Consider the following 25,054-nt stretch of genomic DNA (forward strand, 5'->3'; position numbering starts at 1 on the left):
CTGACCCCTCAGCCCATGCCTGGCAGGTTGAGGTTGAGGCCGCCGGTGAGCTCTTCCATCCGTTGCTTCATCGTGCCGGTGGAGAGCTCATAGGCCGCTTTCAGGGCATCGAGGGTGGCACCTTCGGTGGCGCTCTGCCCCTCCGCCAGCAGAGCCGGATCGAGGCGCACCTTCAGCGGCTGCTGGTTGCCGGAGAGCCACACGCTGGCGCGGCCGCAGCTGCTCGTGCCCTCCAGTTCCATGGCATCCAGTTCCTCTTGGAGCTTGGCGGCGTCCTGCTGGATCTGTTGCGCCTTTTTGAAGGCTTCGGTGAGTTGGCCGAAGTTGGGGAGTCCGAAACCGGCCATGGGGGCAGGGAAGTTGAGCTGCTCGGCAGGCTACGTGGTGCTGCTCAGGCCCAGCCGCTTCACCTCGGTGTGCAGGCTGATGCCGTGAGCGCCACGCACCTGCTGCTGCACCTGGGCGATCAAATGATCGATCTCGCTGGCGGTGGCCCCGCCGGTGTTCACGATGAAATTGGCGTGAATCGGTGACACCTGTGCGCCGCCGATGTTCAGGCCCTTCAGGCCGAGCCCCTCGATCAGCTGGCCGGCCTTGTGGGGTTCGGGATTGCGGAACACGCTGCCGCAACTTGGCTGCTGGTAGGGCTGGGTGCTGGTGCGGCTGTGCAGGTTGGCGCTGGTGCGGCGGCTGAGTTCGGCCGGATCGTGACCGGCCTCCAGGCGGAAGCGAGCCGTGAGCACCACCAGCTCTTCGTGCTGCAGACGGCTGTGGCGGTAGGCGAAGTTCAGCTCCTGGTTGCTGATCTGGAACGGTTGATCCGGCCGCTGCGGGTCGATCACCGTGACGCTCTCCAGCACCTCGGCGGTGCACCCCCCCTGGGCGCCGGCATTCATCACGGCAGCCCCACCCACGGTGCCAGGGATGCCCACGGCCCACTCCAACCCGGAGAGCCCAGCCCGGGCAGCGCGGCGCGCCAGGCTCGGGATCGGTTCACCGGCGTGCGCTTCGATCAGCCCAGAGCTGCCATCGAGCGCCGCACCTTGTAGGTGCCGGTTGCAGATCGTGAGACCCTCCAGGCCGGCATCGCTCACCAGCAGGTTGGAGCCCGCGCCGATCACCCTCGCGGCCAGCCCTTCGGCGCGGGCCCATTGCAACAGGGCCTGCAGCTGCGCGCTGCAATCGGGTTCGGCAAACCACTGGGCCGGCCCCCCAACCCGCCAGGTGGTGTAGTCCGCCAGGGCCACGCCGCGGCGCAGGCCGAGCGGTGCAGGGGGCGGCGCGGCGCTGCTCACGCGGCTAGGGGAAACGTGGCGAGGGGGTCTTCGCGGAGTTGCAGGCGCCCCCAGAGCCCATTCACATCGCCGGCTCCCATGGCCAGCACCAGATCCCCCGGCAGGCTGCGGGCCGCCACCGCATCAGCGAGCTCCTCAAGGCTGTCGGCCACTGTGACGGCTAGCTCGGGACGCAACCGCTGGATGGCGGTTGCCAGGGTTTGGCTGGAGATGCCGGCAATCGGTGCTTCGCCGGCGGCATAGAGATGGGCGAGCACCACCTCATCGGCTTGGCAGAGGGCCTCGGCGAAGGGCTCGAGGAATTCGGCGGTGCGGCTGTAGCGATGCGGTTGGAACACCGCCAGGAGCCGTTGGGGTGCCTGCGGCAGCGGGCTGCGGCCGCTGCGCACCATCAGCTGGGCCGTGGCCAGGGTGGCGCCCACTTCGCTGGGGTGATGGGCATAGTCATCCACCACCTGGCGCTCGCTCCAGGTGCCGCGGTAGTCGAAGCGACGGCCTGGAGCTTGCAGCCCTTCCACGGCTTGGCGCAGCTCCGCAAACGACACGCCGTGCAGCCGGCAGGCCGCCATAGCAGCGGTGGCATTGCTGAGGTTGTGCAGGCCGGGCAGCGGCAGGTTGAAGCTGCCGATCCGAACGCCCTGCTCGTAGAAGTCAGCCACGGTGCGCTCGCCGTTCAGCTCCAGCGGAATCGCGGCGAACTCCACTCCCGCGGCCGTGGTGGTTGACCACCAGTGACTGGCCTGGAAGTGCTCGTGGAGGATCGGGCAATCACGGTTGGCCAGCAGCTGCTGGCAGCCCCGCCCGAAGCGCTGCAGCGTGGCGATCAGTGCCGCCAGATCGGCGTAGTGATCGGTGTGATCGAGCTCCAGGTTGGTGATCAGCCCCAGCCAGGCCTGGAATTTCACCAGGGTGCCGTCGGATTCATCGGCCTCAGCCACCAGCAGGGCTCCATCACCGTTGCGGCCATTGCTGCCAAATGCCGGCACCACGCCGCCGATTACGGCGGTGGGGTCGTGGTGGGTGGCGTGCAGGAGGCTGGCGATCAGGGTGCTGGTGGTGGTCTTGCCGTGGCTGCCGGCCACCGCCACTGAGTTTTGGCCGGCGATCAGCGCTGCGAGCACATCGGAGCGGTGCGCAATCTCCAGCCCAGCTCGGCGCGCTTCTTGCAGTTCGGGATTGGTGGCGGGCACCGCTGAGCTCACCACCACCAGCGGTTGGGTGGAGGTGCCGCTGCGGATGGCGGCGATGGTGGTGGCGCTTTGTTCACGGAACACGCGCACGCCGCGGCTGCGCAGGTCTTGCAGCACGGCGTTGTCGCGCGGGTCCGACCCGCTCACCTGATAGCCCCGATCCGCCAGGATTCCGGCGATGGCCGACATGCCGATGCCGCCCACTCCAATGAAATGGAGGGGTTGACGGCGATCGAGCTGCTGGGCCAAGGGCGTGTCCAAGCCTCCGGAGACGGTAAGCCGGGAAGTGCCCCTTGTCTCCCTGGATCGTTGTGTTTGAGAGGGTTTTGCCGGGCTTGAGATCCATGTCCCCAGATGGGGACATCACGTAGATCTCTGTATGATCGGCGGCCAAATCCCCCTTGCTAGCGGGTTTCCCCGCTCGATGCCATGACCATCAAGGTTGCGATCAATGGATTCGGCCGTATCGGTCGCAACTTCATGCGTTGCTGGCTCAGCCGTGGAGCCAATACCGGCATTGAGCTGGTGGGCATCAACGGTTCAGGTGACACGTACACCAATGCTCACCTGCTCAAGTACGACTCGATGCTCGGCCCCCTGCGCAACGCAGAGGTGACCACCACCGACGACACGATCGTTGTCAACGGCAAGACGATCAAAACCTTCTACGACCGCAATCCCGCCAACCTCCCCTGGAAGGAGTGGGGCGTCGATCTGGTGATCGAGTCCACCGGCGTGTTTAACGACGACGTGGGTGCCAGCAAGCACTTTGAAGCCGGTGCCAAGAAGGTGATCCTCACCGCCCCCGGTAAGGGCGACAAAGTGGGAACGTTCGTGGTGGGCGTGAACGCCGATCAGTACCGCCACGAAGACTGGGACATCCTTTCCAACGCCAGCTGCACCACCAACTGCATGGCGCCCATCGTCAAGGTGTTGGACCAGGCTTTCGGCATCGTGAAGGGCACGATGACCACCACCCACAGCTATACGGGCGACCAGCGCATCCTCGATGCTTCCCACCGCGACCTGCGCCGCGCTCGCGCTGCCGCCGTGAACATCGTTCCCACCAGCACCGGTGCCGCTAAGGCCGTGGCTCTCGTCTACCCGCCGATGAAGGGCAAGCTCAGTGGCATTGCCCTGCGGGTGCCCACCCCCAACGTGTCGGTGGTTGACATGGTGCTTGAGATGAGCCGCGACACCACCAAGGAGGAGGTGAACGCCGTCCTCAAGGCTGCCTCCGAGAACGGCATGAAGGGGATCATCAAGTACTGCGATCTACCCCTGGTGTCGAGCGATCACGCCGGCACAGACGAGAGCACCATCGTGGATTCCGATCTCACCCTGGTGATGGGCGGCAACATGGTGAAGGTGATCTGCTGGTACGACAACGAGTGGGGCTACAGCCAGCGCGTGGTCGACCTAGCCGAGATTGTGGCCAAGAACTGGAAGTGATGGTCTGAGACCACCACGAAGCCGCCCCTTCGGGGGCGGTTTTTTATTGGAAATGGGTGAAGCCTTCAGCCGCGTTGGCCAGGGGTTCTCCGCTGTTCTGCCAACGCACCAGCCCCGCTTCCCCTGCCATCAGTGTTCCGATGCGGCTGGCGCCGGGCCAGGCGGCGATCAGGGCTGCAGCCCAGGTGGGCTCGAGGGCAAGCACCAGCTCAAAATCCTCGCCGCCCCCCAGGCACCAGCCCTCCCCTTGGGGCAGCTGGGCCAGCTCAGGATCAAGCGGCAGCTGCTCGTGCTCCAGCGCCGCAGCGCACCGGCTGGCGGCGGCGATGCTGCGCACGGCTGCGGCCAGCCCATCGCTGCTGTCGGTGCCACCCACCCGCCATGGCTGATCAGAGGGTTGGCATCGGTGCAGGATGTCTGACGCATCCAGGCGTGGCTGCGGGCGGCGGTGCGCCTGGATCGATCGCTCCTGTAGCCCTGGGCTGAGCTGTGCGGCGGCGGAGGGCTCCAGCTGATGCAGAAGCAGCGCCAGGCCCAGGCGGCTCAGCCCATGGGGGCCGCTGCTCACCAACCAGTCGCCGGCTCGGCCATCGCCGCGCCGGATGGCCTCGCCTGCCGGGTCAAGGTGTCCCAGGGCCGTGATCGAGAGCAGCCGCTCGCTGCCGCTGCTGCAGTCGCCCCCCAGCACCACACCGCCGTAGTGGTTTAACGCTGCGCTCAGCCCCTGATAGACCCCTTCCACCCAGGCCCAGGTGGTGTCAGGTGGGGCCACCAGGGCCACGGTGAGGCCCACCACGCTGCTGCAGCCCATGGCCGCCAGGTCAGAGAGGTTGGCCGCGGCAGCCCGCCAGCCCAGGTCCACGGCACCCATGGTGGCGTCGCTGAAGTGCACCCCTTCCACCAGCACATCGGTGTTCACCACCAGCTGGCGGCCGCTCTGCTCGCTCAGTAGGGCGGCGTCATCCTCGAACTGGCCGGGGGGCGCGAACGCGGCTAGGCGCTGCAGCAGCTCCCACTCGCCCAGGTCGCGCAGGCGCACGGGATCAGGCGTGGGGCTTGAGGTTGTCGGCTCCCTCGATCACCTTCGCCTTCACGATGCCGTCTTCGATGCCCAGCTCCTCCAGCACATCAAAGCCATCCACCACATAGCCGAACGCGCCGTAGCGGCCATCCACCAGATTGAGTCCGGCCGGGGTGAGCTCAGCTTCGTAGAGGAAGAAAAAGAACTGCGACGATCCGTCGTTGAGGGCCTCGTCGGAGTGGGCCCAGCCCAGGGTGCCCAGGGTGGCGAAGGGCAGCACCGGTTGAGCGGTGAACAGGCCGAGATCCTCAAAAGTGGCGTTGTAGAAGGGCTCGGCTTCGCCCGGCACCATGATTTCGAGCGGCACCGTGCGCTCGGTTTTGGTTGTCGGGTCGAGGTAGCCGGTTTCTGGGCCCTTGGGATCGCCGGTTTGGAGCACGTAGAAGTCTTCGGCGCGGGTGAAGGGCAGGCCGTCGTAGAAGCCTTTCTGCACCAGATCCACGAAGGCACCGGCGGTGATGGGGGCGTTGTAGCCATCCACCACGGCGATCACCGTGCCTTGGGTGGTTTCAATCTCCACGGTGGCCCGGCCCAGCAGCCGCGGTAGATCCGCAAATTCAGCCGGGATCGCGAAGGGGAAATCCCCCACCAGCAGCGCTTCCACCTCGCCGATGCTGCTGAGGGCTGCACGGCGCGCGTCGAGGAAGCTGTCGCGATCGTTCACTTCGGTGGCGGCGGCCACCTGCTGCAGTTGGGTGTCCAGCTGATCCAGCAGGGCGCTGCCTTGGGCCTGATCGCCGCTGGGAAGGCTCTTGAGAATGGTTTCGCGCTTGCTGCTCAGGAGTGTCTGGCTGCGGCGCACCGTGGCGGTGAGCGCGCTCCAGCGTTTGGCCCGCAGCTCGTCGCTCGTGCTCTCCAGCCGGTGTTGCAGCTCCTGCAGCTCGGGCTGATCGATCGGCAGGGCGTTGCGCAGGATCGCTGTGGGGTCTTTCACGGCGTTGCCGGGAGGCAGCGCGGCATTGGCCGGTAAGGCACCGATCGGGCAGCTGAGGCCCAGCACCACCAGAAGGGCCAGGAGCCAGCGCTTGAGATCCATGCTGCAGCCTTGTCTCTGCCCGGACTCTGGCACAGCCGTACAATCCCGCCTGAACCGTTCTGCCGGAATGATCTCGAGCAACGACTTTCGCACCGGCACAACGATTGAGATCGATGGCCAGGTCTGGCGTGTCGTTGAGTTCCTGCACGTGAAGCCCGGCAAGGGCTCAGCGTTTGTGCGCACCAAGCTGAAGGCGGTGCAGAGCGGCAACGTGGTGGAGAAAACGTTCCGCGCCGGCGAAACTGTGCCCCAAGCGCAGCTGGAAAAGGCTGTGCTGCAGCACACCTACATGGAGGCTGACGACTACGTCTTCATGGATATGTCGTCCTACGAGGAGACCCGCCTCACCGCCAAGCAGATCGGTGATCAGCGCAAATACCTCAAAGAGGGTATGGAGGTGAACGTTGTCTATTGGAACGGCAAGCCCCTCGAGGTGGAACTCCCCAACTCCGTGGTGCTCGAGATCACCCAGACCGATCCTGGCGTGAAGGGTGATACCGCCACCGGCGGTACCAAACCCGCCATCGTGGAAACCGGTGCTCAAGTGATGGTGCCGCTGTTTTTGTCGGTGGGCGAGAAGATCAAGATTGATACCCGCACGGATAGCTACCTCGGCCGCGAGAACTGATCGCCATGCAACTTGATCACAACCAACTGCGCGATCTGATCGCTCTGCTCGGCGAGAGCGACATTCAGGAGCTCAAGCTCGAAGGCGACGACTTCCGCCTCGAGTTGCGTCGCAACCTGCCGAGCACACAGCCTCAGGTGTTGATGCAAACGGCCCCGGCGGCCATTCCGGCTCCTGTGGCTGCAGCACCTGCCGCTCCGTCTGCTGCTCCCCCAGCGGCCCCGGCTGTGCGCGGCGATCTGGTGGAGATCACGGCGCCGATGGTGGCCACCTTCTACCGCGCCCCTTCCCCTGGTGATCCTCCGTTTGTGGAGCTGGGCACCCGCATCAATACGGGGCAGACCGTCTGCATCCTGGAGGCGATGAAGCTGATGAATGAGCTGGAGTGCGAGGTGAGCGGGGAAGTGGTAGAGATCCTGGTGGAAAACGGCACCCCCGTGGAGTTCGGCCAGGTGTTGATGCGGGTGAAGCCCGCCTAACCGAGCTCCAGCGCTGTTTCCAGGGCGGCACGCATGCTGGCTGCCCGAGCGACGCCTTGGCCTGCAATGGCGAACCCGGTGCCGTGGTCGGGTGACGTGCGCAGAAAGGGCAGGCCAAGGCTGGTGTTCACGGCTTGGTCGAAGGCCAGCAGCTTCACCGGGATCAGACCCTGGTCGTGGTACAGAGCAAGGAAGCCATCGGCTGCGCGGGGCTCGGGTTCCCCTTGGCTATGCCAGGCGTGGCCGGCTTCCAGCCAGCAGGTGTCAGGCGGTAAGGGGCCGCGCAGCTGCACCTGCGGGTGTTGTTGTTGCCACTGCTCGAGAGCAGGGATCAGCCAGTCGAGCTCCTCGCGCCCGAGTTGGCCCCCTTCGCCGGCGTGGGGGTTGAGGCCTGCCACCACGAGTTGCGGTTGGGCGCTGAAGCGCTGGCAGAAGTGCAGCAAGGTATCGAGCTTGGCGGCGATACGCCCACTGTTCAGCTGCTGCGGCACGGCGGCCAGGGGAATGTGGGTGGTGGCCAGCAGCGTGTTCAGCCGCCAGCCACCGCTGGGAGAGCGAGCTGTGAACAGCATCGAAGCCTCAGCCACGCCGGCGAGCTCGGCCAAGCGCTCTGTTTGTCCGGGATAGGTGTGGCCGGCGGCGTGCCAGGCGTGTTTGGCAATGGGCGCTGTTACCAGGGCTTGGCAATGGCCGCTCTGAACCTGCTCGACGGCCGCGCTGAGCCAATGAAAGCTGGCATCGCCGCTGGCGGCGCCAGCCTGGCCCGGTTGCAATGGCTGCTCCAGGGGGCGATCCAGCACCTCGAAATCGGCCGGGTCTGCCAGGGCGGATGCGCTGCAGCTGCGCAAGTGCTGGTAGCTCTGCTCGAGCCAACGGCGGCAGCCCACCAGCAGGGGTTTGGTGTGCTCCGCCGGCCAGTGGGCCAGCGCCTTGAGGGTGACTTCCGCGCCGATTCCGGCTGGGTCGCCGAGGGAAACGGCCAGGCGAGCCCGCTTAGCGTGCTGAAGGCTGGCTTGATGGACCATGCTGCGCTGGGTGTTGTTGCTGCTGATCGGCTTTGGCCTGGTGAAAGGCGTGGAGAGCGGTTGGGTGGAGCTGCATTGGCAGCGGCTTCTGCACGATGTGGGTGTGCCTTTTGTTCCGCATCCTGAGAATCCTGCATCCCAGGGGCAACAGCAGACTTAGGCGCCTGGGTTGTTCCCCCGCTGCTCTTCCGCCAGGCTGGCGCTGAACCCTTCGCGGTAGCTGGGGTAGCGCAGTTGATAGCCGAGTTCGTGGCAGAGCAGCGCGTTGCTCACCCTGCGGTTATCGGCCCAGAAGCTCAGCGCCATGGGGCTCATCTCCGGTGCAATGGCTTCAAACCGTTGCACGGCCGGGAGCTTGCAGCCCAGTAGGTGCGCGGCATAGGCGAGCGTTTCGCTCGATGGGCATGGGGCGTTGTCGCTCACATTGATCACGGCGGGCTGCTTGCCTGCGGGTTGATCGGTGGCGTGCAGCAGGGTTCCCACGATGTCGTCCACATGGATGCGGCAGAACACCTGGCCCGGTTTGTGCACCAGGCGGGCCTTGCCGCTGCGCAGCTGCTCGAACGGGCAGCGGCCGGGCCCGTAGATGGCCGGCAGCCGGAAGCTCTGCACCGGCAGACCGCTGCTCAGCCACTGCTGTTCGCACTGCAACCGTGCCTGGCTGCGGGGCAGGCTGGGATGTGTGGGAGAGGTTTCGTCCACCCAGCCCCCTTGGCTGTCGCCGTAGACGCCGGTGGTGGAGAGATAGCCGAGCCACAGCAGGGGTTGGTGGCGTAGGGGCTCCAACAGATGCAGCAGGGCCGCATCGGTGCCGGCAGCGCTAGGTGGCAGCGTGATCAGGGCATGGGTGAGGCCTTCGGGCAGCTCTGGGATCGCACCGACCTCAGCGTCAAAGCGCAGCCAGGAGAAGGCCTCAGTTGCCCCTTGGGCTTCAAGCGATTCCCGGCGGTGGGTGAGCCACACCTGGGCGCCGCGTGCGGCGGCGGCGCCGGCGAAACGCAGGCCGCTGTAGCCACCACCCACGACCAGCACCCTCGCCCCCGGGTTGACAGCACGGCTAGTCACCAGTACACCTGTATCACTAATTGATTCGGTCCATGACGGCGACCTGTTTCTCTACTCCTCTGTCTGTGGCATCCGGGCAGGCGCGCCCCATGGTGCGTCCACGGGTGCGTCCGCGCCAGTTGCTGATACCGGCTGTGGTGGCCTTTGTGTTTGCAGCGGTTCTGGTCGCTCCTGAGCAGCCTCGGGCCCAGGCGGAGATCTGCGAGCGCTACAACGGCCCGGCAGCTTGCCGGGTTTGGTGAGGGCACGCCCTCAGGCCGCTTGCAGGCCCATCGATGCGCTCTGGGGGCTCGCCCACTGAAGTAGGCGCATGGCCAGCCGTAGATCGCCATCGGTCCAGGCCCGGATCGCCATGGCGCGGCGGGGGTCGTAGAAGCGCTGGCGCCTGTACCACTCGAAGGCGTCGGCGTCGCTCTTGCGGCCGTTGCAGGCCAGGCAGGCGGGTACGCAGTTTTCGGTGGTGCTCAAGCCGCCGCGGCTTTGGGGAAGCACGTGGTCGATCGATTCAGATGGCTTCCCGCAGTAAATGCAGGTTTTGTGAGTAAAGGAGTGGAGATTTTGTCTCCAGCGTCGAACGCGAAGTTTGGGGCACAGATCCTCAAGGAACACGGCATCCCTGGCGTGCATCCGCTTGGTTCGATTGTGGAGAGTTTGCCTGCAGTGGCTGGGATGTCAATGTGTCGAGCGATGCTGTTTTCACGCTTCATCGCAACGCTTGCCTCCTGTTGAGGTGTCGTTAGAATCACATTCGCTGCGCGAGAGTCGTTGCAGCAGTGGTGTTTCCATTCCCCGCGCGATCTCGCCTCCTCGATCTCCAGCCCCTGTGCGCTGCCTGATGCGGTTGGGGGAGTCGGGTTGCATTGAGCTGCAGCTTCCGTTTGATGCGGTCACCCAAGCCCAGCTGCGGGCTGTGCGGCCACGGGGGCAGTGGTCTGGCCGGCGAGGTTGTTGGCAGTTTCCCCTCGAGGCGGCTGCGGTGCTACGCCATCAGTTCGGCAGCCGTTTTGCGGTGGAGCCGGAGCTGCAGCGCTGGTTTGGCTGGCTGGAGCAACCCCTGCCTCCCCTGCCTGCCCACCGCAACCTGGTGCAGTTGGCTGAGCTGGGGCAACCTCTGCCGGATGGCCGCCAGCTGTTCGCCCATCAGCGCGCTGCTGCTCGCTGGTTGTTGGCGCGTCGTGGTGCAGTGCTGGCTGACGCCATGGGCTTGGGCAAAACGCTCACGGCGCTGGCCGCAGCCCGGGCGATGGTGCGCGCGGCCGACTGCCGCATCGTGGTGGTGGCCCCGGCGGGTCTGCATCGCCATTGGCGTCAGGAAGCTTCCGCTTTGCAGTTGCAACTGGAGTTGCTCAGCTGGGCGCGGCTTCCCGCTGAGTTGCCTCCGGCTGGCACGGTGTTGATCGCCGATGAAGCGCACTACGCCCAGAACCTGCACACCAGCCGCACGCAGGCCTTTCTGCGCTTGAGCCGCCATCCACGTCTGCGGGCGGTGTGGCTGCTGAGCGGCACGCCGATGAAGAACGGCCGGCCGGTGCAGCTCTTCCCCTTGCTGGCGGCCATCGGCCATCCCCTCGCTGCTGATCAACGGACCTATGAAGAGCGTTACTGCCAGGGCCATTGGCTGGAGCGTGACGGCAAGCGTCAGTGGCAGGCCATGGGTGCCACCAACCTTGAGGAGCTGCAACGGCTCACGCGGCCGTTAGTGCTGCATCGCCGCAAGCAGGATTGCCTCGAGCTGCCGCCCAAGCAGCGGCAGCTCTTGCCGGTGCGGTTGAGCGAGGCCGAGGGCCAGGGCTTCCAGCACCGCCTGCAGCTCAAGGTGGACGATTACCGCCGGCGGGCGGCGGCCGGACTGGTGCGGCGGGATGCGGAGGTGTTGGCTGTGTTCACGGCCCTGCGCCAGATCAGTGCTGAATACAAACTGCCGGCGGCCAGTGCTCTGGTTAACCGGCTGCAGGGTGAGGGAGATGCGGTGGTGGTGTTCACGGCCTTCGTGGCCTCTGCCCAGCTGCTGCACCAACGCCTCGGCGGTGCTTTGCTCACCGGGCGCCAACCGCCCGCTGAACGGCAGCAGATCGTGGATGCCTTCCAGGCCGGGGCGCATCAGCTTTTGATCAGCACGTTTGGTGTGGGCGGGCTGGGTTTCACCCTTCACCGGGCCCGTCACGTGGTGTTGTTGGAGCGCCCTTGGACGCCTGGTGATGCAGAGCAGGCTGAGGATCGCTGTCATCGCATCGGTATGCAGGGCCCCCTGCAGTGCCACTGGCTGCAGTTGGGTGTGGCCGATCAGATGGTCGATGATCTGATCGCCAGCAAGGCAGCCCGCATCGATCAGTTGCTCAGCCGCCGGAGCCTGCCGGGGATGGTGCGTCAGCTGTTGGAGCGTTGGTAATCAGCCGGCAGCTCTTGGCGCGTAGCTCAATTTCTTCCACCAGCAGGGGGTCGGCGGGAGGCTGGGCCGGGAGCAGTTTGAGCAGCTTGGCTGCTGCGAGGCTGTCGCGGCAGGCCGTTTTGTTGTCTCCCGCCAGGCTGTGCAGCAAGGCACGTTCGTTGCGCGGTTGCGGGTGGTTGGGATGGGCCTCCACCACGCTGTCGCAGCGCTCGATGGCCCGTTGCAAACGCTTGATCTCCACCTGGCGTAGGCAATCTCCCAGGCCTGGAAGGGTGGTGGTGGGATCGGCAGGACCGCTGACGCATCCCCCCAGCAGGGCCACCAGCAGGGCTGCTGCCGATCCGAAGGAAGCGGCCCTAGTAGGCGTAACGCTCGCTGCGGGTCTGGCTGCCGCTGCTGCTGCCCGTGTCGGCTTCGCGTTGTTGCTTCTGCTCCTGTTGGTCCGGCACTGCGCTGGCATAGAGATCACCGAGATATTTGCCGCAATCGGGGAAGGTGCCCGGGTTCTGCACCACAGCTTCGGTGATCATCACCGCCGCATGCTCTGGCGATGTTTTGAACAAGCTGGCGCTTTGGCGCTTGATCAGGGCATAGGCAGCCAGCCAGCTCACCTCGTGGTTGTTGCCGGAATTGCGCATGAAGCAGTACACCTGCGCACCCTTGGCGGCCGGGCTCGACGGGTTGTCCGCGCCGCGGGCTGCAGGAGCGCTGTGGATGGCGGCTGCTGTCAGCAGGAAGGCGGTCAGCACTCTGGCAACAGTGGAACGCTGCATCAACTCTTTGGGGCAGTGGGGCCCAAGGTATCGGGCGCGTCGCCAGGCATCCAGTGCGTGGTGGGTTTCAGGCTGAGGGAGGTGGCGTGAGGCCGCTTGCTAGCAGCAGGCGCACGGCTAGGGGGAGCACCAGCAGCACAGTGATCAACCGCACGGCGTGCAGCACGGCCACAGCTGCCCCCACGCCGAATTCGGCCCCCACCAAGCTCATGCCGCTGATGCCGCCAGGCGCGGCCCCGAGTAGAGCCACGACAGGATCCATACCCAACAGCCGGCCGCACCAGAGCCCCACCACCAAGCCCGTCATCACCAGGGTGATCGTGATCAACAGTGCCGGCTTCCAAAGCAGCCTCAGTTCCTCCAGGGCCGAGGCCGTCAGGCTGGTGCCGATCACCGTGCCAATGGCGATCTCCAGGGCGGTCCGGGTTCCAGGAGGCCAGCTGGCCACGTCCAGGCGGCCACTCAAACTCACGAGCCCGGCACCAAGCAGCGCGCCGGCCAGGGGCGCCGCGGGAATGCCTGTGCGCAGCGCAAGCAGTCCACCAGCTGCTCCAGCCACCACATAGGCGAGCAGCTGCAGAGGTGTGCTCATCGCAGCGAAGCCCTGAGAACCCCGCCAGTCTGCTGGCTGCCGGCGGGCTTGTGTGCTGTGATCGGGCTACCTGGTATTCACTACATGGCCGGCGAATCGGTGTCGTTCAGGATTACGCGATCCACGGAGGATCTGGCGCAGACCGTGGCCGCTCTCTCCCAGCGTTTGGTGAAGCTCGAGCAGCGGCTTGGCTCCCTGGAACTGCAGCTCGAGCGGATCGCTGCAGAACCGGATGCGGATCCTGAAGATCTGCACCGCCTTGATCGCGTTGCCACCTTGTTGGCCGATTGCCGCAACCTGCTCGGAGAAGACGAAGCTGACGAGCAGCCAATGGCTGCTTGAGCATTCCCTTGGCAGCGGTGCCACAATGGAAAGAAAGCGAACCATGGCCTTTTCCAACAGCCATCGCACCGCTCCGGTTTCGCCCGTCGGCAAGCCATCAGCTTCACCGGCTTGTCAGATCCGGGGCTATGCCGAAGGCGGTCACCAACTCGAAAAGCTCGAATTCGCCCTTGCTGTGGCGATGACCCGCGGTGATCAGCAACGTGTCGATCAACTGCGTGGTCAGATCGATGCACTCGGAGGTAATCGCGAAGAGCCTGGTACCTGACCTGGTTGTCTGTGGTGATTCGGTGATCGCTCTGCTGCGCAGGGCTTCGCTTGCATCAAGACCGTTAATATTGATGCAAGCCAATGTTGATGCATGCAAGCGACCCGTCAGGCCCCGGCACCTGCCGCTCGCCGCGAAGACCTGCTGAAGGAAGCATCAACGCATGCTCTCGCTGCTGAAACGGCAGCCTCGGCTGGGGAGATTGAAGCAGCTGCTCGCTTGATCTTGCGTTCCCTGGATTGCGAGCGGCGTGCAGGCAGTGTTGGCCCTCAAGTGCTCCAGTTAATCAAGCCGCGCAGCTGATTCCTGCCTTGATTCGGCTTGTTCGTTGAATAAGCGGGTGACCGGACTCGAACCGGCGACGTTCAGCTTGGGAAGCTGACATTCTACCACTGAATTACACCCGCAAATCTGAGACTTGAGACTCAGACCGGTTGGTTGAATCAATGGGATGTAGCCATTGATTCAACCAACCTTAGCAACAGCGCTGCTGATCAGTTGGCAGCAGGAGGGGTCTTGCCGTCGCATTGAACGGCGGCCTTCAGTTCCTTGTGGGCTGCCACAACGCTGTCGGCCTGTGGTTTGAGGGTCTTGGCAGCTTCCTCAAGGGTGAGCTGCTTCTCCTTGGAAACCTTCTTCAATTCCTTGTTGAAGGCCTGTGCTTGTTTTTGGAAGGCTTCAAGGCGTGCTTCTTCCAGGGTTGTTTCAGCCTGCTTCAGGCCCTTCAGGGCGGTGCGCAGTTGTTGGCCAGCAGCTTCGGCTTCACCCACGGTGGAGGTGGGCGTGAGTGCGGCGCTGGCTTCCAGGGCAGTGCCTACTTTCACCAGCTGATCGCAGACATCAACGGTGGCCTGTTGTTCGGTCACTTCTTTGTTTTTCTTCTTCTGTTCCACAGGGGAGCAAGCCACCAGAGCCAGGCTCAGGCAGGCGGCTGCGGCGGCGAAGGAGCGGCGCATTGGGAGGCAAAGCATGCTCTCCGACCCTAGACAGATCGGCACGCTTTGCCCCAACAAGATGAGCCCGTGTTTCAGCTGGCCAGAGCGGCAGCGCAGGCGGCCACGCCGGCTCCTGCCGTGCCCTTATGCAGGCCAAGCTCCTGCAGGGTGGCTTCGATGGCCGCCACGGCGGTGAGCACGTCGCGATCGCAGACAAAGCCCAGGTGGCCGATGCGGAACACATGGCCCTTGAGGTGGTCCTGGCCGCCGGCCAGCAGGATGTCGAAGCGCTCCTTCACCTTCTTGCGCAGGCTCTCGGCATCGATGCCATCGGGAGCCACGGCGGTGATGGCGGGGCTGCCGCAACCCTCAGCCGCATAGAGGGGCAGACCGATGGCGTTCATCCCGGCCTGGGCGGCAGCGCGGTGGCGGGCATGGCGGGCGAAGATCGCCTCCAAGCCCTCGGCTTGCATCATCCCCAGGGCAGCCTCCAGGGCGAAATAGAGGTTGATGGCGGGGGTGAAAGGGTTGCTATCGGCGTGGGCCGATTTGCGGTATTTCGCCAGATCCAGATAGAACTTCGGCAGATCAGAGCGCTCGGCCGCGGCCCAGGCGCGATCGCTCATGGCCACGAAGGCCAGCCCCGGCGGCATCATGTAGCCCTTCTGGGAACCGGAGCCGATCACATCGATGCCCCAGGCATCCATCGGCACGCTGCAGGCCCCCAGGCTGGTGACGCAGTCGGCGATGGTGAGGGCGGTGCCGTGGGCGCGCACGTGCTTGGCGATCGTTTCCAGATCGTTGATCACCCCGGTGGACGTTTCCGAATGGGTGAGGATCACGGCCTTGATCGCCTTGCCGCTATCGGCCTCGAGGGCGCTGCGGAAGGCGTCAGGATCGAGGGGCTGGCCCCACTCGGCCTTGATCACCTCCACCTCCAGGCCATAGGCCTTGGCCACCTTCACCCAGCGCTCACCAAATTTGCCGTTGTCGCCGCAGAGCACCTTGTCGCCCTTGCTCAGCACGTTGATGATTCCGGCCTCCATGGCGGCTGTGCCGCTACCGGTGATCACCAGAACGTCGTTCTTGGTCTGATGCAGCCATTGCAGCTGCTCGGTCGTGCGCCGCACGATCTTCTGAAAGTCGGCGCTGCGGTGTCCGATGGGGTGCTTCCCCATGGCCTGCAGGACGGTTTCCGGCACCGGGGTGGGGCCGGGGATCATCAGGGTGAGCTTGTCCTGCATGGAAGAGGCTGGAGGGGCGAATCTGGAGGCGGCTGCGCAGCCCGATGCGGCGCAATCCAACAGCTTAAAAAACAGCCTTCCCCTCGCTCTTCTCAGATCCCATGAGCCGCAGCGGCTACACCTTGCCGGTTTGGGTGGCCGCTGCTGCTGTGGCGGCCCTGCTGCCGTTGCGAGGCCAATCTGCGGCAGCCGAGGTGAACCTGCAGCTCCAGCCGGACGACCCTGCAGCTCCCCTGCAGCCCGTGCCGGTGGAAGCGGCAGCGCGGCTCTCGTCGGAGCGTGCCCTGGGGATGGCCCGCTGTGACCCCGGTGACGGTCTGGATCTCACCCGTGGGCTGCCGGTGTGGGTGGAGGCCAGCTGGTGTGAGGCGCCAGTGGCCGAGCTTTGGTTGCAGCTAGAGGCTGGCGAGGGGGTGGGTGTGCACTCCGGCACAGCGCAGCTCTGCCTTTCGGCTTTTGCCCGGCAGCTCCTGGAGTGCAACCTGCGGCCTCTGGTGCCGCAGGGGCAGGGATTGCGGCTGCGTATCACCCTCCCCGGTGGACAGCAGCTGGCCCAGCGCACCAGCAACGCTGCCTTCGGTGTGGTCGATGGGCTGGCTTTGATCGGCACCCAGGCGGCTGTGCAGCGCAGCGCCGACCCCGATCAGCTGGGCCGGGCCCGCGCTGAGCTGGCCAGGCGTGCCTTGGATCCAGCGCTAGCGCGCGATCTGGTGTTGGTGATCGGCGAAAATGGGCTGGATCTGGCACCGAACCTCGGCCTGCCGCAGCCCTTGCTGCTCAAGAGCGGTAACTGGATCGGTCCCTTGGTGGTGGCTGCTGCTGAGCAGGGCGTGGAGCGTCTGCTGCTGTTTGGCTACCAGGGCAAGTTGATCAAGCTGGCTGGCGGCATTTTTCACACCCACCATCATCTGGCCGATGGACGGCTGGAGGTGCTCACCACCCAGGCGGCCTTGCTGGGTTTGCCGTTGGAGCAGTTGCAACAGCTGGCGCGCGCCGGAAGCGTTGATGAGGCCCTGCGGGGTCTGGCGGCCCTGGATGCCGCAGCGGCGGCGGTGTTGCAGGAGCAGGTGGCGGCGGCGGTGGAGCAGCGCAGCCTCAGCTATCTGGCGCGCCACGGCCAGAGCGGCCTGCGGATCGGTGCGGTGTTGTTTGATCGGCAGCGCCAGATCTGCGGGCGCGGGCCGGTGGGCGCAGAGCTGTGGGAGGTCTTCAGGGCCCGACATCTAGGGTGAAGGGATTGCCCGGGCCGCAGCAGCTGGCCGCCCTATGTCAAACGTGAACCCCACCGCCATCGGCGAAACCGATCGTCACCCGGCGATTGTGATTCTCGATTTCGGATCGCAGTATTCCGAATTGATTGCCCGGCGTGTGCGGGAAACCGAGGTGTATTCCCTGGTGATGGGTTACGCCACCACGGCGGAGGAATTGAAGGCCATCAATCCCAGGGGAATCATCCTCAGTGGAGGCCCCAGTTCGGTCTATGCCGAGCATGCGCCGCTGTGTGACCCCGAAATCTGGAAGTTGGGCATTCCTGTGCTCGGGGTTTGCTACGGCATGCAGCTGATGGTGCAGCAGCTGGGCGGCTCCGTGGTGGCAGCTGGCCGCGCTGAATATGGCAAAGCACCGCTGTTTGTTGACGACCCTACGGATCTGCTCACCAACGTGGATGAGGGATCCACGATGTGGATGAGCCATGGTGATTCGGTAGAGCGTTTGCCGGATGGCTTTGTGCGTTTGGCCCATACCGACAACACGCCTGAAGCCGCCGTGGCGGATCACGCGCGCAGGCTCTACGGCGTCCAGTTCCACCCGGAGGTGGTGCATTCGCAGTGCGGCATGGCCCTGCTGCGCAATTTCGTTTATCACATCTGTGGGTGTGCGCCCGATTGGACCACAGACGCTTTCATTGATGAGGCGGTGGCTGATGTGCGCCGCCAGGTGGGTGACAAGCGTGTGCTCCTGGCTCTTTCCGGTGGCGTGGATTCCTCCACACTTGCCTTTCTGCTGCACAAAGCGATCGGTGATCAGCTCACGTGCATGTTTATCGACCAGGGCTTCATGCGTAAAGGTGAGCCCGAATTCTTGGTGGAGTTTTTTGATCGGCGCTTCCACATCAATGTGGAATACATCAATGCTCGCGAACGCTTTATCAACAAGCTTGCTGGTGTCACCGATCCTGAGGAGAAGCGCAAGCTGATCGGCACTGAATTCATCCGTGTGTTTGAAGAGGAGAGCAAGCGGCTTGGTCCCTTCGATTACCTCGCTCAGGGCACCCTTTATCCCGATGTGATCGAGAGCGCTGGCACCAACGTGGATCCCAAAACGGGTGAGCGGGTGGCGGTGAAGATCAAGAGCCACCACAACGTGGGTGGCTTGCCCAAGGATCTGCAGTTCAAGTTGGTGGAGCCGCTGCGCAAGTTGTTCAAAGACGAGGTGCGCAAGGTGGGCCGCAGCCTTGGCCTGCCGGAGGAGATCGTGGGGCGCCATCCTTTCCCCGGTCCAGGCCTGGCGATTCGCATCCTCGGCGAGGTCACCAGCGACAAACTCAATATCCTTCGCGATGCCGACTTGATCGTGCGCGAAGAAATCAAGATTGCTGGCCTCTATCACGACATCTGGCAGGCCTTTGCCGTGCTGCTGCCCGTGCGCAGCGTTGGTGTGATGGGTGATAAGCGCACCTATGCCTTCCCGGTGGTGCTGCGCTGCGTCTCCAGCGAAGACGGCATGACCGCCGATTGGTCGCGCCTCCCCTACGACCTGCTGGAAACGATTTCCAATCGGATCGTGAACGAGGTGAAGGGTGTGAACCGGGTGGTGCTCGACATCACCAGCAAGCCCCCCGGCACGATTGAGTGGGAGTGAGCCGCATCGGCTAGCCGCATCCGGAAGGCTCCGTTACCCTCAGGGCCCCGGCCCAGGAGCCTTGACCGCCGCCCCCCAGCAGGACCTCCAGCTGCAGCGCCGCCTCCAGCAGGACAGCATCCAGCTGGCCGGCAAGGTGATTTACCTCAATCCGTTCCTCTATTGGCGTCGCTTTGACGCCAACACCGATCGCTGGCTGCGCGAGCCCGGCCAACTGGATGAGGAGCAAGTGCAGACCAACCGGCTGCGGTTTTACCCGGAGCTGGAGTGGGAGCTGCTCAGCGAGGAGGACCGTGTCATCAAAGATGGCGCGGTGGAGATGTTTCTCAAGAGCCTCGATCTGATCGGCACCTTTAACCCCGAGCTCACGCCCGGCCAGCTGCTCGAGGTAGAGCGCAAGATGGCCGTCACCAAGAAGCGGGCCTTCGAGCGCTGGGTGGCCAAGGCCCTGAAACGGCGGCTGCAACAGGAAGTGAGCGAGCGGCGCCGCTTCGATCGCGAACGACTCTTGCGCGACTGGAGCGAATGGATGCTGTTGCCGGTGACCCGCCAAGCGCTACTGCCCTTTTCGGCCCTGTTGGTGCTGGCTGTGGGCGGTGGCTGGTGGTGGGGATCGCAGCAGTTCTGCCGTCAGCAGATCGTGCAACCCCCGGTGCAAACCAGCAGCCGTTGAGCATCTGGCTTCGCACGCCAAACTGGGAGCAGTTGAACCGCCGTTTGCACGGCTCCGATGGCTGCTGATCCGCTCGATTCCCTGCGCCTCACCCTGATGCAGGATGTGCTGCCCGTGGGGCTGGCAGTGGCGGAGCGGGCGCGTCGCGGCGGCCCGCGCGACGTGTTTGAGGCCTTCAGTAGCAGCGGCGATGCCCTCGCCCAGCTCAAGGATGAAGGTGAATCGGCAGCCCGTCAGGTGCGCGACAACCTCGACCGGCTGCAACCGGGCCTGGGCAATCCGGTGATGAAGGTGGATGTACGAGATGTTCCCACTGAGGCTCCCGTCGCTGAGACCTCCGCTCCGAACGACCGCCAGGAGCTGCAGCAGGCCTTGGCCCGGATCAGTGGGCGTCTCACTCAGCTGGAGCAGCGGCTGCAGCCAGGGGTCTGAGGACCATGGCACTGGCCTCCGGCGGACACCGGCACTCGGGCATGCAGCAACAGCCGGCCATCCTGCTGGGGCTGGTGGTGCTGTTCGCTGCGGCGATGGTGGGCCGGCTGGGCTGGTTGCAGCTGCTGCACGGGCAGGAGAACAGGGCCCGTGCCGATGAAAACCGCATTCGCTTGCTGGCTCGCAGCCCGGTGCGCGGCCGGATCCTGGATCGCCATGGTCAGGTGCTGGTCTCGAGCCGGCTGACCTACAGCCTCTACCTCCAGCCGAAGCTGGTGAACGACCAGAGCTGGCCTGCTCTGCGGGTACGGCTCAGTCAGCTGATGGGTTTACCGGAAGCCCAGTTGGATCAGAAGCGGCGCGAGGGGCCTGGCACCCAGCGCTTTCGCATCGAGCTCGCTAGCGAACTCACCCCCCAGCAGGTGCTGCGCTTCCGCGAGCAGAGCAACAGCCTGATCGGGGCTGAGGTGGATCTGGATGTGCTGCGCAGCTATCCGCACGGCTCTTTGGGAGCCCATGCCCTGGGCTACACCCAGCCGATCACCGAGCAGGAATACAAAACCCTGGCGAAGAAGGGCTATCAGATCCGCGATCGCATCGGCCGCATTGGCCTGGAAGCGGCTTTTGAATCCCACCTGCGCGGGGCCTGGGGCGGCCAGATGGTGGAGGTGAACGCCATGGGTGAGATCCAGCGGATCCTGGGCGACCGGCCTTCCAAGGCCGGCAAGGATCTGCTCACCACCCTCGACCTCGACCTGCAGCGCGCCGCAGAGCAGGTGCTGAAAGACAAACCCGGTGGCGCGATCGTGGCCCTTAACCCGGCCAATGGCGCGATTCTGGCCCTGGCTAGCCGGCCTACCTTCGATCCCAACTTCTTCTCCAAGAGCGTCACCACGCAGAAGGAGTACGACGCTCTGTTCAATTCACCGGTGAAGCCGCTGCTCAGCCGAGCGATGAGCGCCTACGACCCGGGCAGCACCTGGAAGGCCGTCACGGCCATGGCGGGCATGGAGAGCGGCAAGTTTCCCCCCAGCACCAAGCTGGTGACGCGGGGATGCATCACCTACGGCGGACATTGCTTCCCGGATCACAACGGAACTGGCTTCGGAACGATCGGCTACGAGGACGCCCTCAGCTTTTCGAGCAACACCTTCTTTTATCAAATCGGTGTGGGCGTGGGTTCGATCGCGCTGCACAACGCGGCCCTCAGCCTTGGGTTCACCAAACCCACTGGGATTGAGATCGGCTACGAGGAAAGTCGAGGTCTGGTGGGCAACGAGCGCTGGGCGGCCCAGGGCCGTGGTTGGGCCCAGCCCGGCAGCACGCCCTGGATTCCCGAAGACATGGCCAGCATGTCGATCGGGCAGTCAGTGGTGCAGATCACGCCGCTGCAGCTGGCCCGGGCCTATGCGGTGTTCGCCAATGGCGGCTATCTGATTACGCCCCATCTGGTGGATCAGGGGTTGGATTGGACGGACCCTCCCCGCCGCACCAAGGTGGCCATCAAGCCCAGCACGCTGGCCACCGTGGCCCGCGGCCTGCGCAAGGTGGTGTCCAATGGCACAGGTGCTGGCATGAATGTGCCCAACCTGCCACCGGTGGCCGGTAAGACCGGCACCGCCGAAGACAGCACCGGCGGGCCCGACCATGCCTGGTTTGCTTGCTTTGCCCCCTACCCCAATGGAGAGATTGTGGTGGTGGCCTTTGCACAAAACACACCGGGTGGTGGTTCGGTGCATGCCCTGCCGATGGCGCGGAAGGTGCTGGAGGTGTGGAATCAGCTGCGCAAGAGCTGAGGGGTGGGTTCGAGCACCTGGCGGTAGTAGCGGCGCAGCTGCTCGGTGGCCCCGGCCCAGCCCCAGCGCTCCGCTTCCTGGCGGGCGTTGCGGCGCAGTTGCTCGCGCTGGCTCGGATCACCCAGCAGGCGTAGGGCGGCGGCGGTGAGGCTGCCGGCCCCGCCATCCGTGCCGTCGGGTTCGTAGAGGCAGCCGTTCACACCATCGGTCACGATGTCGGGAATGCCACCACGGTTCGCACCCACGACCGGGCAACCGGCGGCCATCGCCTCCAACAACACCAAGCCGAGGGTTTCGGTGCTGCTGGGGAACAGGAAGGCATCGGCGCTGGCGTAGGCGCTGGCCAGCTCCTCCCCGGCCAGGTAGCCCACGAAGGTGGCAGCGCTTCCGGCAAACAGAGTTTCCAGTTGCTGGCGGAAGGGGCCATCGCCCACCAAGGCCAGGCGGGCATCAGGCAGGGCATCCAGCACGGGCCGGATCCGCTCGATCTGCTTTTCGGCCGATAGGCGGCCGATGTAGAGCAACAGCTGGCCGGTGTCGCTGCGGCCGCCCAGTAGGCGCTGGCGCATGGTGTCGCTGCGCAGCTCGGGCCGGAAGAGTTCAGTGTCGACACCGCGCTGCCATAGGGCGGTGTGTTGGATGCCCTTCTCGCTCAGCTCGGCCACCATCGCGGTGGAGGTGCAGAGGTTGAGTTGGGCTTGGTTGTGGGCGGCCTTGAGCAGTTCCCACAGCACCGGCTCGAACATGCCGAGGCCGTAGTGCTCGAGGTATTTGGGCAGATGGGTGTGATAGCTAGCTACCAGGGGGTAACCCTTGGTTTTGGCAATCCAGATGCCCCCGAGGCCGAGTACGGCTGGGTTCACCACATGCACCAGGTCAGGGTTAAACGCCTCGAGTGCATCCGACACCATCGGCCGCGGCAGGGCGAGCTTGAGCTCGGGATAGAGCGGCAGCGGCATCGCCGGTACTCCCAGCACCTGGGCACCCAGATAGGTGTCGGGCGCCCCTTCCGGGCACACGATCAGCACCTCATCACCGGCCGCCACGAGGTGCTGCACCGTTTTGGTGAGACGGGTGACGATCCCATCCACTTTGGGCAGGAAGGTTTCGGTGAAGAGAGCGATCTTCAAGGCAGAGGGGCCGGGTGGGATCAGGCCGCCTGAATGGCAGCTTCCTGGGTTTTGGTCCAGGCGGAGATGCAGGGGATGCGGCTGCGGTCGCAGCGATCGGCAAAGCGTCCGGCGATCTCCACCACTTCCTTGAGCAGCCCGTCGTCAAGGGTGGTGGGGGTGAGGCCCAGCTCAATGAAGCAGCGGTTGTCCACGATCAGATCGTTTTCCACCGCTTCATTGCGGGGGTTGGGCAGGTGGTTGATCTCGGCGCCGGTGAGGGCAGCCACTTTCTTCGCCAGTTCACCCACCTGATGGCTTTCGGTCATCTGGTTGAAGATCTTCACCCGTTCGGCCTTCTCTGGCGGGTTTTCCAGGGCGAGCTGCACGCACTTCACCGAGTCACGAATGTGGATGAAGGCGCGGGTCTGGCCACCAGTGCCGTGCACCGTGAGTGGATAGCCGATCGCTGCTTGCATCAGGAAGCGGTTGAGCACCGTGCCGTAATCGCCGTCGTAGTCGAAGCGGTTGGTGAGGCGCGGGTCGCGGTCGGTGGCTTCGGTGTTCGTGCCCCAAACGATGCCTTGGTGCAGATCTGTGATCCGCACTTTGTCGTTCTTGTTGTAATAGAGGAAGAGCAGCTGATCCAGCGTCTTCGTCATGTGATAGACGCTGCCCGGGCTAGCCGGGTGCAGGATCTCCTCCTCAAAGCGGGAGCCATCCGGTTGGGGCACTTCCACCTTGAGGTAACCCTCGGGGATGGTGGCGCCGCGGTGGGAGCCGTAGCCGTAGACACCCATGGTGCCGAGGTGCACCACGTGGATGTCGAGACCGCTCTCCACGATGGCGGCCAGGAGGTTGTGGGTGCCGTTGACGTTGTTATCGACGGTGTAGCGCTTGGTGGCGCTGCTCTTCATCGAATAGGGAGCAGCGCGCTGTTCGGCGAAGTGCACCACCGAATCCGGGCGCTCTGCCAGCAGCAGATCGACCAGGCGCTGATACTCATGGGCGATATCCATGTGCACGAAGCGCATGGGCTTGCCGCCGGTCTGCTCCCAAGCGGCAAGCCGATCGGGCATGGTGGCGATCGGGGTGAGCGATTCAACGGCCAGATCGATGTCGATCTTGCGGCGGCTGAGGTTGTCCACGATGACCACATCGTGGCCCTGATCGGCCAGGTTCACGGCGCAGGGCCAGCCGCAGAAGCCGTCACCGCCGAGAACGAAAACCTTCACCGCTGGACTCCTGTTAGGCGAGCGACTGACCGAGCACCCGCTCCGTCAGGGCAAGCTACTACAGGGATTCAGCTGATCCCCACCGCAACGCCCAGCAGAAGCAGCACCAGCACAGTGCCGCCGATGAGCATCATCCGGCTGTTGGCGCTGCTGGTTTCGCCTACCCCCATCACTTCCATGCGGGGTTCCTTCGCGAAGGCATTCAGCCTGCCGCCATCCTCTTGGGTGACCTGCATCGCAATGGTGAGTCGCTCAGGCGACAGTACGAACGGTTTTTAGACCGCGCCACGGTCCCGTTCGGAAGCGTTACGTGCCTACTCGACCGCCGGTGGGTGAGCTGGGGTTGGCCGCGCTGCGGATGGGCAGGCGGCCGGCATGGAAGGCGGTGCGGCCAGCTTCACAGGCCATGGCCATCGCCCTGGCCATTGCTGGCGGATCGCCTGCCATGGCAATGGCGCTGTTGATCAGCAGGGCATCGGCGCCCATCTCCATCGCTTGCGCTGCCTCGCTGGGGACGCCTAGGCCGGCATCGACCACCACCGGCACGCTGGCGTTTTCGATGATCAGGGCAATGTTGGCGGCGTTGCGGATGCCCTGCCCCGAGCCGATGGGCGAGCCCAGGGGCATCACGGTGGCGCAACCGGCTTCCTCGAGACGCTTGGCCAGCAGAGGGTCGGCATTGATGTAGGGCAGCACGGTGAAGCCTTCTTTCACCAGCTTCTCGGCGGCCTCAAGCGTGCCGATCGGATCCGGCAGCAGGTGTTTGCTGTCGGGGATCACCTCCAATTTCACAAAGGTGTTGTCTTCTTGGCCGGCGAGCTTGGCCAATTCGCGCCCCAGCCGTGCCACGCGGATCGCTTCATCGGCGGTGGCACAGCCTGCCGTGTTGGGCAGCATCCAGATGCGCTGCCAGTCGATCGCCTCCATCAGCCCCTCATGGCCTGCGGCCTGGCTCTGCACGCGCCGCACCGCCACCGTCACGATCTCGCAGTCGCTACTGGCCAGGCTGGCCTGCATCGCCTGGATGCTGGGGTATTTGCCGGTGCCGGTCATTAAGCGGCTGCGGAAGCTGCGTCCACCGATCACCAGGGCGTCGTTCGGCGTGCGGTTGAAGGCGGTCACGGCAGAGGTCTCAGCCATGCAGCGAACGTAC

30 protein-coding genes and 1 tRNA gene are annotated in these 25,054 nt (G+C 64.8%); 13 read left to right on the top strand and 18 right to left on the bottom strand.

All coding sequences use genetic code 11. From position 1 onward, the window contains the following. Positions 1–8: 8 nt before the first annotated feature. Genes KJJ24_RS11740 through murC form a run of 3 tightly spaced genes read right to left on the bottom strand, consistent with a single transcriptional unit; the run spans position 9 to position 2,674 of the window. Positions 9–347, bottom strand: coding sequence for a YbaB/EbfC family nucleoid-associated protein (locus KJJ24_RS11740; RefSeq protein ID WP_214338924.1), 339 nt, complete (start codon positions 345–347; stop codon positions 9–11). A gap of 30 nt (positions 348–377) precedes the next feature. Then, entirely contained in the window at positions 378–1,295 is a 918-nt protein-coding gene (gene murB, locus KJJ24_RS11745; protein WP_214338926.1) for a UDP-N-acetylmuramate dehydrogenase, read from the bottom strand. Further along, positions 1,292–2,674 carry a UDP-N-acetylmuramate--L-alanine ligase gene (murC, locus tag KJJ24_RS11750; protein WP_371811806.1) on the bottom strand — a complete coding sequence of 461 codons (1,383 nt, stop codon included), beginning with the start codon at positions 2,672–2,674 and terminating at the stop codon, positions 1,292–1,294. The genes murB and murC overlap by 4 nt, the downstream gene beginning before the upstream one ends. A gap of 240 nt (positions 2,675–2,914) precedes the next feature. Here murC and gap point away from each other — a divergent pair, with 240 nt between their 5' ends. Continuing rightward, positions 2,915–3,937, top strand: coding sequence for a type I glyceraldehyde-3-phosphate dehydrogenase (gap, locus tag KJJ24_RS11755; protein WP_214338928.1), 1,023 nt, complete (start codon positions 2,915–2,917; stop codon positions 3,935–3,937). A gap of 43 nt (positions 3,938–3,980) precedes the next feature. Here the strand turns inward: gap and thiL are convergent, their stop codons facing one another. Together thiL and KJJ24_RS11765 are read right to left on the bottom strand one after the other, a co-directional pair. Beyond that, complete coding sequence (gene thiL, locus KJJ24_RS11760) at positions 3,981–4,976, bottom strand: thiamine-phosphate kinase (RefSeq protein WP_214338930.1); 996 nt, start codon at positions 4,974–4,976, stop codon at positions 3,981–3,983. Between the two features lie 4 nt (positions 4,977–4,980). Then, positions 4,981–6,054 (bottom strand): peptidylprolyl isomerase, encoded by a 1,074-nt coding sequence (locus tag KJJ24_RS11765; RefSeq protein ID WP_214338932.1) that lies wholly within the window; start codon positions 6,052–6,054, stop codon positions 4,981–4,983. Between the two features lie 67 nt (positions 6,055–6,121). Between KJJ24_RS11765 and efp the strand changes: the two genes are divergently transcribed. Then, positions 6,122–6,682, top strand: a complete 561-nt coding sequence (efp, locus tag KJJ24_RS11770; RefSeq protein ID WP_214338933.1) for an elongation factor P — start codon at positions 6,122–6,124, stop codon at positions 6,680–6,682. Between the two features lie 5 nt (positions 6,683–6,687). After that, positions 6,688–7,161: an acetyl-CoA carboxylase biotin carboxyl carrier protein gene (accB, locus tag KJJ24_RS11775; protein ID WP_214338935.1), complete on the top strand. Its 474-nt coding sequence runs from the start codon at positions 6,688–6,690 to the stop codon at positions 7,159–7,161. On the opposite strand, the gene pdxA is transcribed toward accB, so the two are convergent. Further along, positions 7,158–8,186 carry a 4-hydroxythreonine-4-phosphate dehydrogenase PdxA gene (gene pdxA / locus KJJ24_RS11780; RefSeq protein WP_214338937.1) on the bottom strand — a complete coding sequence of 343 codons (1,029 nt, stop codon included), beginning with the start codon at positions 8,184–8,186 and terminating at the stop codon, positions 7,158–7,160. The genes accB and pdxA overlap by 4 nt on opposite strands. On the opposite strand from pdxA, the gene KJJ24_RS11785 reads away from it, so the two are divergent. After that, complete coding sequence (locus tag KJJ24_RS11785; protein ID WP_214338939.1) at positions 8,185–8,346, top strand: hypothetical protein; 162 nt, start codon at positions 8,185–8,187, stop codon at positions 8,344–8,346. The genes pdxA and KJJ24_RS11785 overlap by 2 nt on opposite strands. On the opposite strand, the gene KJJ24_RS11790 is transcribed toward KJJ24_RS11785, so the two are convergent. Next, positions 8,343–9,251 carry an SDR family oxidoreductase gene (locus KJJ24_RS11790; RefSeq protein WP_214338940.1) on the bottom strand — a complete coding sequence of 303 codons (909 nt, stop codon included), beginning with the start codon at positions 9,249–9,251 and terminating at the stop codon, positions 8,343–8,345. The genes KJJ24_RS11785 and KJJ24_RS11790 overlap by 4 nt on opposite strands. Before the next feature lie 32 nt (positions 9,252–9,283). Between KJJ24_RS11790 and KJJ24_RS11795 the strand changes: the two genes are divergently transcribed. Next, entirely contained in the window at positions 9,284–9,493 is a 210-nt protein-coding gene (locus KJJ24_RS11795; RefSeq protein ID WP_214343791.1) for a hypothetical protein, read from the top strand. 10 nt (positions 9,494–9,503) lie between these two features. Here KJJ24_RS11795 and KJJ24_RS11800 read toward each other — a convergent pair whose 3' ends face one another. After that, positions 9,504–9,878, bottom strand: a complete 375-nt coding sequence (locus KJJ24_RS11800) for an HNH endonuclease (RefSeq protein WP_214338942.1) — start codon at positions 9,876–9,878, stop codon at positions 9,504–9,506. A 208-nt stretch (positions 9,879–10,086) separates the two neighbouring features. Here KJJ24_RS11800 and KJJ24_RS11805 point away from each other — a divergent pair, with 208 nt between their 5' ends. Beyond that, complete coding sequence (locus KJJ24_RS11805; protein WP_214338944.1) at positions 10,087–11,640, top strand: DEAD/DEAH box helicase; 1,554 nt, start codon at positions 10,087–10,089, stop codon at positions 11,638–11,640. Here the strand turns inward: KJJ24_RS11805 and KJJ24_RS11810 are convergent. From KJJ24_RS11810 to KJJ24_RS11820, 3 genes are all read right to left on the bottom strand, one after another. Next, positions 11,588–11,962: a hypothetical protein gene (locus KJJ24_RS11810; protein ID WP_214338946.1), complete on the bottom strand. Its 375-nt coding sequence runs from the start codon at positions 11,960–11,962 to the stop codon at positions 11,588–11,590. The two genes, KJJ24_RS11805 and KJJ24_RS11810, sit on opposite strands and share 53 nt — an antisense overlap. Positions 11,963–11,996: 34 nt before the next feature. Next, positions 11,997–12,413 (bottom strand): DUF6554 family protein, encoded by a 417-nt coding sequence (locus tag KJJ24_RS11815; RefSeq protein ID WP_250544739.1) that lies wholly within the window; start codon positions 12,411–12,413, stop codon positions 11,997–11,999. Between the two features lie 67 nt (positions 12,414–12,480). Next, positions 12,481–13,005 (bottom strand): AbrB family transcriptional regulator, encoded by a 525-nt coding sequence (locus KJJ24_RS11820; protein WP_214338947.1) that lies wholly within the window; start codon positions 13,003–13,005, stop codon positions 12,481–12,483. Between the two features lie 57 nt (positions 13,006–13,062). On the opposite strand from KJJ24_RS11820, the gene KJJ24_RS11825 reads away from it, so the two are divergent. Both KJJ24_RS11825 and KJJ24_RS11830 read left to right on the top strand, forming a co-directional pair. Further along, on the top strand, positions 13,063–13,347 hold the full coding sequence (locus tag KJJ24_RS11825) for a hypothetical protein (RefSeq protein WP_371811729.1): 285 nt from the start codon (positions 13,063–13,065) through the stop codon (positions 13,345–13,347). A gap of 43 nt (positions 13,348–13,390) precedes the next feature. Next, complete coding sequence (locus tag KJJ24_RS11830; RefSeq protein WP_214338949.1) at positions 13,391–13,615, top strand: hypothetical protein; 225 nt, start codon at positions 13,391–13,393, stop codon at positions 13,613–13,615. A 335-nt stretch (positions 13,616–13,950) separates the two neighbouring features. On the opposite strand, the gene KJJ24_RS11835 is transcribed toward KJJ24_RS11830, so the two are convergent. From KJJ24_RS11835 to KJJ24_RS11845, 3 genes are all read right to left on the bottom strand, one after another. Then, positions 13,951–14,022: transfer RNA gene (locus KJJ24_RS11835), tRNA-Gly, on the bottom strand. Positions 14,023–14,109: 87 nt separating this feature from the next. Continuing rightward, positions 14,110–14,571: a hypothetical protein gene (locus KJJ24_RS11840; protein WP_214338951.1), complete on the bottom strand. Its 462-nt coding sequence runs from the start codon at positions 14,569–14,571 to the stop codon at positions 14,110–14,112. Between the two features lie 71 nt (positions 14,572–14,642). Beyond that, a complete protein-coding gene (locus tag KJJ24_RS11845) occupies positions 14,643–15,794 on the bottom strand; it encodes an alanine--glyoxylate aminotransferase family protein (RefSeq protein WP_214338952.1) in 1,152 nt (383 codons plus the stop codon). A gap of 101 nt (positions 15,795–15,895) precedes the next feature. Between KJJ24_RS11845 and cbiD the strand changes: the two genes are divergently transcribed. The 5 genes from cbiD to mrdA all read left to right on the top strand — a co-directional run bounded on the left by cbiD (position 15,896) and on the right by mrdA (position 21,557). Then, entirely contained in the window at positions 15,896–17,026 is a 1,131-nt protein-coding gene (cbiD, locus tag KJJ24_RS11850) for a cobalt-precorrin-5B (C(1))-methyltransferase CbiD (RefSeq protein WP_214338954.1), read from the top strand. 34 nt (positions 17,027–17,060) lie between these two features. Then, entirely contained in the window at positions 17,061–18,656 is a 1,596-nt protein-coding gene (guaA, locus tag KJJ24_RS11855; protein ID WP_214338956.1) for a glutamine-hydrolyzing GMP synthase, read from the top strand. A 61-nt stretch (positions 18,657–18,717) separates the two neighbouring features. Beyond that, entirely contained in the window at positions 18,718–19,329 is a 612-nt protein-coding gene (locus tag KJJ24_RS11860) for a hypothetical protein (protein ID WP_214338958.1), read from the top strand. A 57-nt stretch (positions 19,330–19,386) separates the two neighbouring features. Further along, positions 19,387–19,761: a hypothetical protein gene (locus KJJ24_RS11865; RefSeq protein ID WP_214338960.1), complete on the top strand. Its 375-nt coding sequence runs from the start codon at positions 19,387–19,389 to the stop codon at positions 19,759–19,761. A gap of 5 nt (positions 19,762–19,766) precedes the next feature. After that, the gene (gene mrdA, locus KJJ24_RS11870) at positions 19,767–21,557 is read left to right on the top strand and encodes a penicillin-binding protein 2 (RefSeq protein WP_214338961.1); all 1,791 of its coding nucleotides are present in this window, start codon (positions 19,767–19,769) and stop codon (positions 21,555–21,557) included. Here the strand turns inward: mrdA and KJJ24_RS11875 are convergent. From KJJ24_RS11875 to KJJ24_RS11890, 4 genes are all read right to left on the bottom strand, one after another. Beyond that, positions 21,539–22,687 carry a glycosyltransferase family 1 protein gene (locus KJJ24_RS11875; protein ID WP_214338963.1) on the bottom strand — a complete coding sequence of 383 codons (1,149 nt, stop codon included), beginning with the start codon at positions 22,685–22,687 and terminating at the stop codon, positions 21,539–21,541. The genes mrdA and KJJ24_RS11875 overlap by 19 nt on opposite strands. A 20-nt stretch (positions 22,688–22,707) precedes the next feature. After that, complete coding sequence (locus tag KJJ24_RS11880) at positions 22,708–23,901, bottom strand: NAD-dependent epimerase/dehydratase family protein (RefSeq protein ID WP_214338965.1); 1,194 nt, start codon at positions 23,899–23,901, stop codon at positions 22,708–22,710. Between the two features lie 68 nt (positions 23,902–23,969). After that, positions 23,970–24,137: a photosystem II assembly protein Psb34 gene (gene psb34 / locus KJJ24_RS11885; protein WP_214338967.1), complete on the bottom strand. Its 168-nt coding sequence runs from the start codon at positions 24,135–24,137 to the stop codon at positions 23,970–23,972. A 70-nt stretch (positions 24,138–24,207) separates the two neighbouring features. Further along, positions 24,208–25,041, bottom strand: a complete 834-nt coding sequence (locus KJJ24_RS11890) for a thiazole synthase (protein WP_214338969.1) — start codon at positions 25,039–25,041, stop codon at positions 24,208–24,210. Positions 25,042–25,054: the final 13 nt, after the last annotated feature.

It is taken from the genome of Synechococcus sp. LA31 (assembly GCF_018502385.1).
Lineage (GTDB): Bacteria > Cyanobacteriota > Cyanobacteriia > PCC-6307 > Cyanobiaceae > Vulcanococcus.

Bases quoted from the DNA above. Each gene is read 5' to 3' on its own strand.
- KJJ24_RS11740 (WP_214338924.1), bottom strand. From the start codon at position 347: ATGGCCGGTTTCGGACTCCCCAACTTCGGCCAACTCACCGAAGCCTTC.
- murC (WP_371811806.1), bottom strand. From the start codon at position 2,674: ATGTCGGCCATCGCCGGAATCCTGGCGGATCGGGGCTATCAGGTGAGC.
- gap (WP_214338928.1), top strand. From the start codon at position 2,915: ATGACCATCAAGGTTGCGATCAATGGATTCGGCCGTATCGGTCGCAAC.
- KJJ24_RS11765 (WP_214338932.1), bottom strand. From the start codon at position 6,054: ATGGATCTCAAGCGCTGGCTCCTGGCCCTTCTGGTGGTGCTGGGCCTC.
- efp (WP_214338933.1), top strand. From the start codon at position 6,122: ATGATCTCGAGCAACGACTTTCGCACCGGCACAACGATTGAGATCGAT.
- accB (WP_214338935.1), top strand. From the start codon at position 6,688: ATGCAACTTGATCACAACCAACTGCGCGATCTGATCGCTCTGCTCGGC.
- KJJ24_RS11785 (WP_214338939.1), top strand. From the start codon at position 8,185: ATGCTGCGCTGGGTGTTGTTGCTGCTGATCGGCTTTGGCCTGGTGAAA.
- pdxA (WP_214338937.1), bottom strand. From the start codon at position 8,186: ATGGTCCATCAAGCCAGCCTTCAGCACGCTAAGCGGGCTCGCCTGGCC.
- KJJ24_RS11795 (WP_214343791.1), top strand. From the start codon at position 9,284: ATGACGGCGACCTGTTTCTCTACTCCTCTGTCTGTGGCATCCGGGCAG.
- KJJ24_RS11800 (WP_214338942.1), bottom strand. From the start codon at position 9,878: ATGCACGCCAGGGATGCCGTGTTCCTTGAGGATCTGTGCCCCAAACTT.
- KJJ24_RS11805 (WP_214338944.1), top strand. From the start codon at position 10,087: ATGCGGTTGGGGGAGTCGGGTTGCATTGAGCTGCAGCTTCCGTTTGAT.
- KJJ24_RS11815 (WP_250544739.1), bottom strand. From the start codon at position 12,413: ATGCAGCGTTCCACTGTTGCCAGAGTGCTGACCGCCTTCCTGCTGACA.
- KJJ24_RS11820 (WP_214338947.1), bottom strand. From the start codon at position 13,005: ATGAGCACACCTCTGCAGCTGCTCGCCTATGTGGTGGCTGGAGCAGCT.
- KJJ24_RS11830 (WP_214338949.1), top strand. From the start codon at position 13,391: ATGGCCTTTTCCAACAGCCATCGCACCGCTCCGGTTTCGCCCGTCGGC.
- KJJ24_RS11840 (WP_214338951.1), bottom strand. From the start codon at position 14,571: ATGCGCCGCTCCTTCGCCGCCGCAGCCGCCTGCCTGAGCCTGGCTCTG.
- KJJ24_RS11845 (WP_214338952.1), bottom strand. From the start codon at position 15,794: ATGCAGGACAAGCTCACCCTGATGATCCCCGGCCCCACCCCGGTGCCG.
- cbiD (WP_214338954.1), top strand. From the start codon at position 15,896: ATGAGCCGCAGCGGCTACACCTTGCCGGTTTGGGTGGCCGCTGCTGCT.
- guaA (WP_214338956.1), top strand. From the start codon at position 17,061: ATGTCAAACGTGAACCCCACCGCCATCGGCGAAACCGATCGTCACCCG.
- KJJ24_RS11865 (WP_214338960.1), top strand. From the start codon at position 19,387: ATGGCTGCTGATCCGCTCGATTCCCTGCGCCTCACCCTGATGCAGGAT.
- mrdA (WP_214338961.1), top strand. From the start codon at position 19,767: ATGGCACTGGCCTCCGGCGGACACCGGCACTCGGGCATGCAGCAACAG.
- psb34 (WP_214338967.1), bottom strand. From the start codon at position 24,137: ATGCAGGTCACCCAAGAGGATGGCGGCAGGCTGAATGCCTTCGCGAAG.
- KJJ24_RS11890 (WP_214338969.1), bottom strand. From the start codon at position 25,041: ATGGCTGAGACCTCTGCCGTGACCGCCTTCAACCGCACGCCGAACGAC.